The 12,276-nt window shown below is 65.4% G+C and carries 12 protein-coding genes; 3 read left to right on the plus strand and 9 right to left on the minus strand.

Features of this window, described 5'->3' with window-relative positions; genetic code table 11:
- Positions 1-11 precede the first annotated feature (11 nt).
- From AC1DW2_RS04330 to AC1DW2_RS04345, 4 genes are read right to left on the minus strand one after another with little or no spacing between them, the layout of a single operon-like run.
- A complete protein-coding gene (locus AC1DW2_RS04330) occupies positions 12-830 on the minus strand; it encodes an ABC transporter permease (RefSeq protein WP_441496832.1) in 819 nt (272 codons plus the stop codon).
- A complete protein-coding gene (locus tag AC1DW2_RS04335) occupies positions 823-1,596 on the minus strand; it encodes an ABC transporter ATP-binding protein (RefSeq protein ID WP_028159948.1) in 774 nt (257 codons plus the stop codon). Before AC1DW2_RS04335 ends, AC1DW2_RS04330 begins: the two co-directional genes overlap by 8 nt.
- Positions 1,597-1,612: 16 nt before the next feature.
- Positions 1,613-2,617 (minus strand): ABC transporter substrate-binding protein, encoded by a 1,005-nt coding sequence (locus tag AC1DW2_RS04340; RefSeq protein WP_441496831.1) that lies wholly within the window; start codon positions 2,615-2,617, stop codon positions 1,613-1,615.
- 45 nt (positions 2,618-2,662) lie between these two features.
- The gene (locus AC1DW2_RS04345) at positions 2,663-4,030 is read right to left on the minus strand and encodes an FAD-dependent oxidoreductase (RefSeq protein WP_477005300.1); all 1,368 of its coding nucleotides are present in this window, start codon (positions 4,028-4,030) and stop codon (positions 2,663-2,665) included.
- Positions 4,031-4,140: 110 nt separating this feature from the next.
- On the opposite strand from AC1DW2_RS04345, the gene AC1DW2_RS04350 reads away from it, so the two are divergent.
- On the plus strand, positions 4,141-5,025 hold the full coding sequence (locus tag AC1DW2_RS04350) for a LysR family transcriptional regulator (RefSeq protein WP_441496829.1): 885 nt from the start codon (positions 4,141-4,143) through the stop codon (positions 5,023-5,025).
- 43 nt (positions 5,026-5,068) lie between these two features.
- On the opposite strand, the gene AC1DW2_RS04355 is transcribed toward AC1DW2_RS04350, so the two are convergent.
- Both AC1DW2_RS04355 and AC1DW2_RS04360 read right to left on the minus strand, forming a co-directional pair.
- Positions 5,069-7,105, minus strand: a complete 2,037-nt coding sequence (locus tag AC1DW2_RS04355; protein WP_477005301.1) for a methyl-accepting chemotaxis protein — start codon at positions 7,103-7,105, stop codon at positions 5,069-5,071.
- Between the two features lie 17 nt (positions 7,106-7,122).
- The gene (locus AC1DW2_RS04360; protein WP_028148334.1) at positions 7,123-8,112 is read right to left on the minus strand and encodes a TRAP transporter substrate-binding protein; all 990 of its coding nucleotides are present in this window, start codon (positions 8,110-8,112) and stop codon (positions 7,123-7,125) included.
- 199 nt (positions 8,113-8,311) lie between these two features.
- Between AC1DW2_RS04360 and AC1DW2_RS04365 the strand changes: the two genes are divergently transcribed.
- Complete coding sequence (locus tag AC1DW2_RS04365; RefSeq protein ID WP_441496827.1) at positions 8,312-8,560, plus strand: hypothetical protein; 249 nt, start codon at positions 8,312-8,314, stop codon at positions 8,558-8,560.
- A gap of 23 nt (positions 8,561-8,583) precedes the next feature.
- Here the strand turns inward: AC1DW2_RS04365 and AC1DW2_RS04370 are convergent, their stop codons facing one another.
- Together AC1DW2_RS04370 and AC1DW2_RS04375 are read right to left on the minus strand one after the other, a co-directional pair.
- Positions 8,584-9,504 (minus strand): TonB family protein, encoded by a 921-nt coding sequence (locus AC1DW2_RS04370; protein ID WP_441496826.1) that lies wholly within the window; start codon positions 9,502-9,504, stop codon positions 8,584-8,586.
- Between the two features lie 61 nt (positions 9,505-9,565).
- Positions 9,566-10,366 carry an enoyl-CoA hydratase-related protein gene (locus AC1DW2_RS04375; protein WP_441496825.1) on the minus strand — a complete coding sequence of 267 codons (801 nt, stop codon included), beginning with the start codon at positions 10,364-10,366 and terminating at the stop codon, positions 9,566-9,568.
- Between the two features lie 159 nt (positions 10,367-10,525).
- Here AC1DW2_RS04375 and AC1DW2_RS04380 point away from each other — a divergent pair, with 159 nt between their 5' ends.
- Entirely contained in the window at positions 10,526-11,500 is a 975-nt protein-coding gene (locus tag AC1DW2_RS04380) for a ketopantoate reductase family protein (protein ID WP_166353464.1), read from the plus strand.
- A gap of 3 nt (positions 11,501-11,503) precedes the next feature.
- Here AC1DW2_RS04380 and AC1DW2_RS04385 read toward each other — a convergent pair whose 3' ends face one another.
- A complete protein-coding gene (locus tag AC1DW2_RS04385) occupies positions 11,504-12,181 on the minus strand; it encodes an alpha/beta hydrolase family protein (protein WP_477005302.1) in 678 nt (225 codons plus the stop codon).
- Positions 12,182-12,276: the final 95 nt, after the last annotated feature.

The following is a 12,276-nucleotide window of genomic DNA, read 5'->3' on the forward strand; positions in this document are numbered from 1 at the left end:
GGGAGTATGCCTCACCGCCAGTGCAATAATTTAACCTCCAGCCAGCCGATCACCTTCCCGACCACAAGCCCGAACACCGACAGGATCACCACGCCCGCGAGCAGCTGGTCCGTCTGCATCAGATTGCCGGCCTGAAGCACAAAGGCGCCGATCCCGTACTGGGCGCCGATCATCTCGGCGCTGACGACGAGCAGCAGCGCGACGGACGCGGTGATGCGGAAGCCGGCGAGGATGGCGGGTAGCGCGCCGGGCCAGATCACCTTGCGCACGATGGTGGCGAAGGGAACGTTGAAACTCTGCGCCATGCGGATGAGGTTGCGCGGCACCGCATCGACGCCGCTATAGACCGAGATCGCGGTGGAGAAGAACACGCCGAGCGCAATGGTCGCGATCTTCGGCTCTTCGCCGATGCCGAGCCAGAGAATGAGCAATGGCAGCAGTGCGATCTTCGGGATCGGGAACAGCGCCGAGATGAAGGTGATGCCGACGCTGCGCGCAAGCCGCGACAGGCCGATGGCGAAGCCGACCGCGACGCCGGCCGCCGTTCCCAGCACCCAGCCGACGCCGATGCGCAGTATCGAGGCCGACAGATGCTGCCAGAGCGCGCCTGACATCGCGAGCTCGTAGATCGCCCGCGCGATCGCAGCCGGCGCCGGCAGGAACAGCGGATTGACGAGCCCCGCGCTGCCGGCCGCCTGCCAGATCGCGATGACGAGGGCGAGCGCGATCCAGCCGCCGAAGCGGCTGCTGGCGGGCACGAACCCGGCGCCGCGAAAACGGACGCGCCGCGTCGTGTCATCCTTCGCAGACGTCCCCGCGCGATCAAGCATGCTGGACCTCGCGCTCGGCGTCGATCGCCTCGTTGCGGATCAGCGACCAGATCTGGTTCTGAAGCGCCAGCAGCTTTTCACGCGCAGCGATCTCGCCGCGCTCGGTGCGCGTCATCGGTACGGTCACGACCTCGCGAATACGGCCCGGCCGCCGCGACAGCACCACGATGCGGTCGGCGAGCCGTGCGGCTTCCTCGAGATTGTGGGTGACATAGACCGCGCCCATGCCGCCATCGGCGAGCAGGCGGACGAAGTCTTCCATCAGCAATTCGCGGGTTTGCGAATCCAGCGCCGAGAGCGGCTCGTCCATCAGCAGGATGGCGGGCTTGACCGCAAGCGCGCGCGAAATGCCGACGCGCTGGCGCATGCCGCCGGAGAGCTGCTTCGGATAGGTTGTGCGGAAGTCGGTCAGGCCGGTGCGGCGCAAGGCGTCGTCGACCAGCGCGCGGCGCTGCACGGCCGAGAGCTGGGTATGCAGCAGCGGGAATTCGACATTCTCCTCCACCGTCGCCCAGGGCAGCAGCGCGAAATCCTGGAACACGAAGGTCAGCGGATTGAGGCTGTCCGCCGGCGGCGTCCCGCGCAGCTCCGGCGCGCCCGAGGTCGGCTGCAACAGCCCGCCGAGGATCGACAGCAGCGTGCTCTTGCCGCAGCCGGACGGACCGACGATCGCCACCACCTCGCCAGCGCCGACGGTGAAGGAAACGTCGTCGAGCACGGCGAGGTCGCCGAAACGGTGGCTGATGTGGTTGGCGATCAGGTCCATAAGCTGCGTTCTACTCTCAATCCGTCTTCACAAAATCCTTGGCGATGATCGCGTTCGCATCAAAGCCCTTGTCGGCAAAGCCCTGCTCCTGGAGCCATTTGATCTGGTTGTCGACGTTCTTGACGTCCAGCTTGCCGTCGGGATCGATATAGGCGCAATTGCCGACCACCTGCTCGACCGGCAAATTGGTGTATTTTGCGATGATCTCCAGCAACGGTTTTGTCTTGTCGTTGATGGGCGCGACGCCGTCCTTCATCGCGGCGAGGATGACGTCGTGATATTCGCGGTCGGCTTTCGCGAGTACGCCGAGAAATTTTGTCACCAGCACCTTGTTGGTCAGCGTCTTGGGCGAGGCGAACACTGCGCCGAGCTGCCAGGGCGTCTCGTCGCCGACCCAACCCAAAAACTTCGCGCCGCCCTCGTCCATCAGCTTTCGCGCGGTGGAGATCGGCAGCAGCGCCGCATCCACGGTTTCGCCCTTCAGTGCGGCGGCCGCGTTCGACAGCGATTGCAGCGGCACGATCTTCACGTCGGTGAGCTTGAAACCGTATTTGTCGGCGAGCAACCCCAGCGAATAGTGAAAGGACGAGCCAACCTGCGTCACGGCCACGCGCTTGCCCGCGAGGTCCTTCGGCGTCTTCAGCCCGGCGGCATAGGCGTTGTTGCTGGCGAAATAGCCGATCAGGGGATAACCGGCCTTCTCGCGGCTCATGCCGCCGATCACTTTCAGCGTGCCCTTGCCGGCGAGATTGTAGAGACCGGCGGTGAAGGCGGTGACGCCGAAATCGATGTCGCCCGAGGTCGTCGCGACCGCGATCGGCTGCGCCGCATCGAAGAACTTCAGCTCGACGTCGAGACCGGCCTCGCGGAAATAGCCCTTGTCCTGCGCAATGAAGACGGGCGCGGACGACGACAGGCGGAGCACGCCGATCCTGGCCTTCAGCGCGTCTTCGGCCCGGGCCGTGCCCATCGCTGTGATCGTCATCAGGCCAGCCAGTGCGAGCCGCGCAATCCCGATCATCCCGTGTCCTCCGTCGTCGTTCTCTCGGTCGTAATGTTACAACCGTCACAAACCTTCGGGCACGGGCTGGTCCCGCCCGATGAAGGCGCCCTGTTGTTTCAACGTTTCCTGCAATTTTTCAATGGGGATGTCGCGCGGGATGCGGTTTCCTGAGAGCGCCAGCGCCGCGGCGGAACCGGCGGCCTCCCCCATCACGAAACAGGCACCGGAAACCCGCGCCGCCGACTGCCCCTCATGGGTCATCGAGGCGCAGCGGCCGGCGACGAGGAGATTGTCGACGCCCTCGGGCACCAGCATCCGGTAAGGCAGCTCGCTATAGCCGCGCGATTCCGGGATTGGCGGGAACGTGAAGACGACGTCGCCGGGAACATGGGCCTCGATCGGCCAGCCATTGACGCCGATCGAATCCGCGAACGAGGCACAGCCGAGCACGTCCTCGCCGCTGAGCTGGTAGCCGCCCTTGATGCGGCGGGTCTCGCGGATGCCGAGCTGCGGCGGCAAATCGACGATGTAGCACTTTTCGAAGCCCGGCACGGTGCTGCGCAGGAACTCGAATGCGGCCAGCGCCTGCTTGCGGCCCTCGATCTCGCCGCGGGTGAGGTCGTCGGGCTCGATGCCGTTGATGGCATGGCCGTCCTCGCGCGCCACTTGGGTGAAATTCACCCGCCATTCGATGCCTGATTTCTGCGGTCGCACGATCGCGCTCTTGCGCGGGAATGTGTGGGTGCCGGCGGCGATCGCCTTCTCCATCAATTGCGGGATGGTCCGCCAGGCATCGCCAGCCTTCTCGGGATCGATGCCGTTGAGACGGAGCATCATCGAGGGGTACATCGGATGGCCGTGCTCATCGCCGACCTCGAACGGCGCCCCGGCCCAGACCGCGAGGTCGCCGTCGCCGGAGCAATCGATGAAGATCTCGGCGCGGACCGCCTGCCGTCCGGCCTTGGTCTCGACCATCAGCGCATCGATGCGGCTGTTATCGCCCATCACGACGCCGGCGCCGAGCGCATGGAAGAGGAGGTGCACCTTGTGGCTTGCGAGCAGTTCGTCGGCCGCGATCTTGTAGGCCGCGGTGTCATAGGCCTGGGCGAAGACCTTGCCGAGGATCAGATGCGGCGCGTTGAGGCCGTTCAAATGATCGATCCGCGCCAGCAGATCGGACGCCATGCCCTGCACCAGCCGGTGGGCCTGGCCGTAGACATTGCCATGCAGGCCGCAGAAATTGGTGACGCCGGCAGCCGTGCCCATGCCGCCGAGGAATCCGTAGCGCTCGATCAGCAGCGTCTTTCGTCCGGCGCGCGCCGCTGACGCCGCCGCCACGATGCCGGCAGGGCCGCCGCCGAGAACGACGACTTCATATTCGCCGTAGAGCGGCACCTGGCGTGCCGGTTCTTCGATCATCATGGCCCGCATGCGCGTCCGCTCCCAAAATCTCTTGCTTGAAGCCGACTATGAATTAACGCAGGGCGAGCTACAATCCACCAAAATATGCGATCAGCTTTCTCGAATCGAGAAAGGTCGACATGGACATCCTGGTGAACCTTCAGGCCTTCCTCGCCACCGCGGATGCGGCCGGATTCTCTGCCGCCGCGCGCAAGCTCAATGTCTCGACCTCGGTCGTGGCCAAGCGCGTCACGCAACTGGAGGCGCGGATCGGCGCGCCGCTGTTCCATCGCTCGACCCGGCAATTGCGCCTGACGGAAGCCGGCCAGCGCTATGTGCATCGCGCCCGCAGTGTCGTCGCCGATGCCACCGACCTGCTCTCGCGGATGGGCGAGAAGGGACACGATCTCGTCGATCACCTCCGCATCAAGGCGCCGACCTCGCTCACCGTGGCGCGCCTTGCCGACGCCTTCAGCGCCTTCCAGACGCAGAACCCGCGATTGAAACTCGAGATCGTGCTGATCGACCGCCCGGTCGATCCCGTCACCGAAGGCTTTGACATCGCCATCGGCGCCTTCCCTCATTCCTTCGGCGGTGTGGTCGACGAGCCGCTGTGTCCGCTGAAACGGCTGCTCTGCGCCTCACCGGCCTATTTGAAGAAGCACGGCGCGCCAAAGCACCCGCGCGACCTTGTCGACCATCGCTGCCTCAGCTTCCTGCCGACGGGACCGGAGTGGATCTTCGACGGCCCGCGCGGACGCATCAGCGTCCAGGTCAGCCCGCTGCTCTCCTCCAACGAGGGCCATGTGCTGGCGCGCAGCGCGACCGCCGGCAACGGCATCGCGCTGATCTCTCATTATCTCGTGGCGGATGCCCTGCGCGACGGTACGCTCAAGCCGGTGCTGCGCGACTTTCCAATTCCCGAGCTGTGGGTCAAGGCCGCGATCCCCGAGCGGCGGCGCAACGCCGCCGCGGTGCAGGCTCTCTTGCGCGAATTGAAGAGCGCGCTGCTACCGGTGCTGTAAGACCGCCTCGTGCGCCCTCGTGGCGTCGCCGGCTTCTCCGGGTTCAGGCCGCCGAGCGGATGGTGTGGAGGAAATCGTCGACGTTCGACCTCATCGAATCCGCCTGCTGCTTGAGGGCGGCTGCGACCGTGAGGGCGGCTTCGGCGCCGGCGTCGGTCTCGCCCGCCACGGCGCGCACCTGACCGATTTCCTGCGTCACCGCCGTGGTGCCGTTGGCCGCCTCCTCGACGTTGCGCGCGATTTCGCCCGTGGCCGCGCCCTGCTCTTCGACCGCCGCGGCAATCGCCGTGGCGATGTCGGCCATTTCCTTGACGGTGGAGCCGAACTGCCTGATCGCCTGAACCGATTGGCCGGTCGCACTCTGGATCGTCGCGATCTGGCTCGCGATCTGCTCGGTCGCCTGCGCCGTCTGGGTGGCGAGACTCTTGACCTCGCTGGCGACGATCGCGAAGCCTCGTCCGGCGTCGCCGGCGCGCGCCGCTTCGATGGTCGCATTCAGCGCCAGCAAATTGGTCTGGCTGGCGATGGCCTGAATCAGCTGAATGATGGTGCCGATCTTCTCAGCCGCATCCGACAGCCCATGCATCAATTCTGAGGTGCGGTTGGTCTCGTCGGTCGCCCTGTTCGAGACCGCGACGGAGCGGTGCACCTGGCTCGAGATTTCACGGATCGAGGCCGCGAGTTGCTGGGTGGCGGAGGCGACGGTCTGCACATTCATCGATGCCTGCTCGGCGCGGGTCGCGACCGCTTCGGCGAGCCCGCGTCCGCGTTCGGCGACCTTTGCCAACTCCTCGGCGCTGCGCCCCATGTCGTCGGCACGGCCGCCGACACCGGAAATGACTCCCTGCATGCCCTGCTCGAAGCGGCCGGCAAGATCCGACATCATGCGGGCGCGGTCAGCCTCGCTGGCTTCGCGCTGTGCCGTCGCCTCGCCTTCCATGCGGCGAACCGCCAGCGCGTTTTCGCGGAACACCTCGACGGCGCGCGCCATGCGGCCGATTTCGTCGCGCGAGTCGCCGCCGGGGATCGGCTCATCGAGCTCGCCCGCCGCCAGCGATTGCATCCGGTCGGTCATGCTGCGAATCGGACCGGACACGCTGGCGCCGATCAACCACGCCAGCACCGCTCCCAGCAGCAGCGCGCCGGCCGCGGTCGCGATGACGGTCTGCTTGGTCTGATCGACCGCTGCCGCGGTCTTGTCGCCCTGCTCGGCGCGCACGGTGCCGAGCTTCGCGTTGATCTTGTTGACGTGGTCGTCGATTGCCGCACTGGCCTTCTTCAATTCGGCCTGCCTGGCGCGCAGATCGGCGGCCACCTTGATGACCTCGTCCAGCGCGGCCGCGTCGGCAGTGATCGCAGTCTTGAGCGCTGCGACCAGTGCCTTCAGCTTCGCGTCGCTCGCCCCCGCCAGCTCAGCTTCGGTGTCTGCGATCGCCAGCTGGGCATAGGACAACGCCTGCTTGGCGTCGTCGGCATCGCCCGTCGACAAAGTGGAGCCATAGCGCATCACGGTGATCCGCAGCGCGTCAACGACGCCGGCCAGGCGCATCGGGTTGACCAGCCGTTCCGCGTCCTCGGACCGGTTGGCGAGCGCAACTTGGATGCCGCTGACATTGAGGCCGGCGGCTGCACCTTGCGCGTCGGTTTTCGTGGTCGCGGCGCGCAGCCGATCCGCCGCCTCCGCTGCCGCGGTGAACGACGAGCGATAGGTTTCCAGCGCGGTCTTGACCGGGCCGATGCCTTCCGCGATCGCTTGCAGCTTGCCGAACTGCCGGTCGACCTGATCGGCCAGTTTGCCGACGCCGTCGATCGCCTTGGCCGCGGCATCCTTGTCGCCGACATTCCAGGTTCGGATGAATTTCTCGACTGCCGAGTTCGCCTCCAGAAGCGCGGCCCGTGCCTGCGACATGCCGGCGTCGCCGGCAGCGCTGGTCACGAGCTCATTGACCGTTCCGCCGATCCGCTCGACCTGGACCATGGCGAAGCCCGCGAGCAGGACCAGAAAGCTGAGAACCAGCGCGAAGCCGCCGAACACGCGCGGACGAACGCCGACGCGGGACATCATGTGCGATAATTTCATGGCAAATCCGAAATTCTTCAACGGGTGGAGCGGATGGCGGCGAGCAGATCCTTGCCAAACCGCTTCTCGAATTCCTGATCGAGCGGCTTGACCGCGTCGACGAAGGGCTGGCGATCGAATGTCTCGATGACGTCCATGCCGCCGCTACGCACCTGCTCGAGCGACGCGGCATCGAGCTTCGCCTGCCAGGTCGCCTCCGCTCCCTCCTTCGCCAGCGCGATCAGCATGGCCTGATCGGCCGGCGGAAGCTGTTCGAACATGGCACGGTTGGCGACGAATGCGATCGGCGCGAAGAAGTGACCGGTCAGCGTGAGGTATTTCTGGACTTCGTAGAGCCGGGAGCCGGCGATGGTCGGCACCGGATTTTCCTGCCCATCGAGCCGGCCGTCCTTCAGCGCGGTGTAGACCAGCGGAAATTCCATCGGGACCACTTCGGCGCCGAGCGCCTTGAACGTCATCTGGTAGATCTCGTTCGGAATGACGCGAATCTTGAGCCCTTTGATATCCTCGGGCGAGCGAACCGGCCGTTTGGAATTCGTGACGTTGCGAAATCCCTGTCGGCCGATCGCCAGCAGCGTCAGCCCCTTGTCCGCGAATTTAGTGGCGATCGCCGCGCCGGCCGGACCTTGCGCCACGGCCTTCGCGTGGGCTGTGTCGCGGAACAGGAAGGGAATGTCGAACACGCCAAGTTCGGGGACGACCGAACTGACCACAGACCCCGACAGCACCGCCATATCGACCGAGCCGGCCCGGGTCGCCGCCAGGATGGCGTTCTCGCTGCCGAGCGCGTTGGTGGCGCGCTCGTCGATCACGATGCGCTTGCCGGCCGATGCCACCAGCTTCTGGCGAAACTCATCGGCTCCGATTTGCTGCGGGCTCCCCAGCTGGGAATTGAATGCCAGAGAGATCAATCGCGGTGAAGCGGCAGCCGGTTGCAGAACCAGCAACCCTGCCGCCGCGGCGACGATCGATCCGGCTTTCCAAAGTCCCAAAACTTGTCTGTGCATTCGACACCATGGCGTGACAATTGTCGTAACCCTAATGGCGGGGAATGATTGAACCCTTAAGGAAGGCCCCGCGGAATTACGGAGATTCGCTTCGAACCGCCGCCGACGAGAATTGGGACGGAGGTCCGATGCAGATGGTATCGGGTTGCTGTGGGATAATGTGTGGTTCGAGGGAATGACGATGGGATCAAGAATATGCGTGGCTGCCGCCATCGCGATCGGCATCATGGGCGGTACGGCCCCGGCCCGCGCCGAGGTCGCGCAATGCCGGTTCATCCAGGCCAAGCCGGAGCGCGAAGCGTGTTACCAACGTCAGGAAGCGGCGCTGGCCGCCAAGCGCAAGCCGGAGCCCAGCGCGGAAAGCAAGACGCTCGAATCGATGCGCCAGATGCGGCAGGACGACGATGCCGTCTATCGCAGTATCAACAACATCTGCCGCGGTTGCTGAGCTCGCAACCGAGCTCAAGGCGCCTAACGTTCCGACTGATTTCGATAGATCAGTGAGATCACGAAGGCCTCGATCGACCTGCTGCCGGGAGGCAATGGCGGGAACGGTTGTGCCTGCCTGAGGGTATTGAGCGCCGCCTCATCCAGCATGGCCGAGCCTGAGCTGGTTTTCACGCTGCTCGCCGCGAGCAATCCCCAGCGGGTGATGCTGAATGCAAGCTCCGCCACCCCTTCGACCCTGTCGCTGACGGCCTGCCGCGGGTAGGACTTTTCGATTTGCAGCCGCGCAACCAACATGCGGCCGTATTCATCGATGGATTTCACACCTGCGCCCTTCGCCGCGCGCACATTGTCACGCGCCAGCGTACTGCGGCCGTCGCTCGGGTCACGCTTGAGCAACCGGTCATAGTCCGCGATCGCGAGATCGAATGCCTTTTTCCGGCTGTAAGCCCATGCGCGATCCGCATAGGCGTCCCTGGAACGAGGATCGAGCTTGATCGCCCGTGTCATGTCGGCGATCCCAGCATCGAACTGTCGCAGCAAAACGTATCTCCGCCCCCGGGACAACAGGCGCGATGGCGCCGGATCAAGCCGGAGCGCCCCATCGAAATCCTTGAACGCGGCGTCATCTTCGAGACGGTACCAGTGCAGGAAACCGCGATGCATGAAGGCGTCAGCATTCCCCGGATGACTTGCAATCGCTTCGTCGAAATCGGTCAACGCATGTGCGAAGTCGTCCTTGTCAAAATAGGCATCGGCGCGGCGGGCCAGCAGTCGGGATCGGCTCTCCTTGTTCTTCTCCTGATCGAGCAGTCTTGTGCAGATCTCGATGCGTATGTTGGAGGCAACCTTCTCGTCATTGCAGACGACGCTGTCATCGGAGCTTGCATGACCGGGCCAGATTGCGACGAGCAACGGCAGTGCAAGAATGAACTTCCGACGCATGACCTCTCAGCCCCCACACTCTCGATAGTGGTGGCCATCCAGCACATCGCCGGAGCAAAATCTACCCTTGGTTGCTCCAACGCCCCGCGCGCTTTTCGGCGAACGACGCTAGGCCCTCCGCCGCCTCCGCGCTCTGACGCTTGACCGAATGCAGGTGCACGAGCCGCTTGTACGCGGCATCGTCCACCGCCATCCCGCCAAACGAGCTCTCCAGCGCGAGCCGCTTGGTCTCGGCCATCGCCTCCGGTCCGTTGGCAAGGAGCTGCTCGACCACCTTGGCGCCGGCAGCCTCCAGCTCGGCGAGCGGGACGACCTCGTGGACGAGGCCGATGCGGCGGGCGTCTTCGGCGCCGAAGCGTTCGCCTGTCAGCGCGTAACGGCGGACTTGCCGTACACTAATGGCATCGCAAAGCTGCGGGATGATGATCGCGGCGGTCAGCCCCCAGCGCACCTCCGTGATCGAAAACAGCGCATTGTCCGCCGCGATCACGACGTCGCAAGCGGCAATCACGCCGGTGCCGCCGCCAAAACAGCCGCCCTGCACCAGCGCGATGGTCGGGATTGGCAAGGTATTGAGCCGCTGCACGGCCTCGAAGGTCGCCCGCGACGCTGCCTCGTTCGCCTCGGCCGATTGCGGCCGCACGCCGTTGATCCATTTGAGGTCGGCGCCGGCCTGGAAATGCTTGCCATTGCCCCGGAGCACGACGACGCGAAGGTTGGACTTCCTGCCGAGATCGTCCATGGCCGCGAGCACGCCTGCGATCAATGCGCCGTCATAGGCATTGTTCACTTCAGGCCGGTTCAACGTGACGGTCACAACCCCACGCTCATCGAGGGTCCACAGGACGGGGTTGGCAGTCATCGGCGATCCTCCGGGCATCTTGTTTGCCGCCCACTATGGCTGAGGCAACTCATCCCGATCCATATCTTTCCGGCGTAGGGCGGCCGCGTCCATCGCATGGCGGCTTGTGTCATGCTGCTGCCGGGCGACATCACGGGATCAGGGACGGGACATCACACCATGCGCATCTGCATTTTCGGCGCGGGCGCCGTCGGCAGCCATATCGCGGTCAGGCTGGCCCGCGCCGGCCATGAGGTCTCGTGCGTGATGCGCGGCGCCCATCTGGAGGCGGTCCGCGCCAATGGCCTGAAGCTGCGCGTCGGCGATTCCGAGGTCACCGCCAAGGTGAACGCCTCCGGCGATGCGGCCCAGCTCGGCCCGCAGGACGTCGTGATCAGCACGCTCAAAGCGACCGCGCTGACGGGGCTGGTCGCCAGCATAAAACCGCTGCTCCAGGACGACACCGCGATCGTCTTTGCGCAGAACGGTATTCCCTGGTGGTACGGCATCGGCCTGCCGCCGCGGCATCCGACGCCGCCCGACATTTCCTTCCTCGACCCCGGCGGGCGCTTGCGCGCTTGCATCCCGAAAGAGCGGATCGTCGGCGGCGTCGTCTTCTCCTCCAACGAGGTCACCGCGCCCGGTGTGGTGCAGAACCTGACGCCGGACCGCAACCGCCTGCTGATCGGCGAATGCGACGACCGCAATTGCGAGCGCATCACCAGGCTTCGCGGCGTTCTCAACGATGCTCGGCTGGAATCGCCGCCGGTGGCGGAGATCCGCGAGGCGATCTGGTCAAAGCTCCTGACTAACATGTCACTGTCGGTGCTGTGCCTGCTCACCGGCCAGACCGCGCGCGGCGTGCGTGACGACCCGGCCTTTGCCGAGGTCATTCCGCGCATGCTGAACGAGGCCAACGACATCGCGCAGCACTTCATCCCCGAGGTCAAGCGCGTGACGCGCAGCGGCCCCGCCCCCAACCACAAGCCGTCGCTGCTCCAGGATTACGAGCTCGGCCGCGCCATGGAGATCGACGTGCTGGTGAAGGCGCCCGCCGCCTTCGCCCGCACCGCCGGCCTGTCGACGCCGACGCTCGACCTGATCGCCGCGCTCGCGATCCAGAAGGCGCGGGACAAGGGGCTTTATTCCGCTTGAGCCTTAAGCGAGCCCGTCGATCCAGGCCGCCAGCGTATCGAGCACCTCTGTGAGGGCCTCTTCATTGGTCCGGCCGGACTTCTTCAGCACCGCAAAGGAATGATCGCCGCCGGCGACCTCGTGCAGCGTCGCCTTCGGGCCGAGCTGCGCAATCACGGGCTTGAGGAGGTCGAGATCGGCAAGCCCGTCGCGCGCGCCTTGCAGGAACAGCATCGGGATCTCGACATGGGCCAGGTGCTCGGCGCGCTCCGTCGACGGCTTCTTGTCGGCGTGCAGGGGAAAGCCGAGGAAGGCGAGCCCTTTGACGTCAGGCAGCGGCGCCTTGGACTGCGCCTGCGAGGTCATGCGCCCGCCGAAGGATTTTCCGCCGGCGACAAGCTTCATTCCGGAGCAAAGCCGCGCCGCCTCCTCGACCGCCGCGCGGATGGCGGCGTGCGCCACCGCTGGCTGGTCGGGACGCCCCTGCTTGTTTTCCATGTAGGGAAAATTGAAGCGGAACGTCGCGATGCCGCGATCCGCGAGGCCCTCCGCAATCTTGTCCATGGATGCATGCCGCATGCCCGCGCCCGCGCCGTGCGCCAGGACGTAGCAGGCGCGCGCATTGTCCGGCTGCGTCAGGATCGCCGAGACCGTGCCGATGCGCTCGATGTCGAGCTTGAGCTCTTTGGTTTTGGTCGCCACAATCAGCCATCCCGACGGACGCGTTTTCCGGCCGCCTTGGTAGCGTCACCGGCGCAGCCTGAAAACACAATAATTGCCGCCGCCGACCAGCCTAC

Source organism: Bradyrhizobium sp. P3_C3 (assembly GCF_056402655.1).

Bases quoted from the DNA above. Each gene is read 5' to 3' on its own strand.
- AC1DW2_RS04350 (WP_441496829.1), top strand. From the start codon at position 4,141: ATGGACATCCTGGTGAACCTTCAGGCCTTCCTCGCCACCGCGGATGCG.
- AC1DW2_RS04335 (WP_028159948.1), bottom strand. From the start codon at position 1,596: ATGGACCTGATCGCCAACCACATCAGCCACCGTTTCGGCGACCTCGCC.
- AC1DW2_RS04360 (WP_028148334.1), bottom strand. From the start codon at position 8,112: ATGCACAGACAAGTTTTGGGACTTTGGAAAGCCGGATCGATCGTCGCC.
- AC1DW2_RS04330 (WP_441496832.1), bottom strand. From the start codon at position 830: ATGCTTGATCGCGCGGGGACGTCTGCGAAGGATGACACGACGCGGCGC.
- AC1DW2_RS04355 (WP_477005301.1), bottom strand. From the start codon at position 7,105: ATGAAATTATCGCACATGATGTCCCGCGTCGGCGTTCGTCCGCGCGTG.
- AC1DW2_RS04345 (WP_477005300.1), bottom strand. From the start codon at position 4,030: ATGCGGGCCATGATGATCGAAGAACCGGCACGCCAGGTGCCGCTCTAC.
- AC1DW2_RS04375 (WP_441496825.1), bottom strand. From the start codon at position 10,366: ATGACTGCCAACCCCGTCCTGTGGACCCTCGATGAGCGTGGGGTTGTG.
- AC1DW2_RS04370 (WP_441496826.1), bottom strand. From the start codon at position 9,504: ATGCGTCGGAAGTTCATTCTTGCACTGCCGTTGCTCGTCGCAATCTGG.
- AC1DW2_RS04340 (WP_441496831.1), bottom strand. From the start codon at position 2,617: ATGATCGGGATTGCGCGGCTCGCACTGGCTGGCCTGATGACGATCACA.
- AC1DW2_RS04380 (WP_166353464.1), top strand. From the start codon at position 10,526: ATGCGCATCTGCATTTTCGGCGCGGGCGCCGTCGGCAGCCATATCGCG.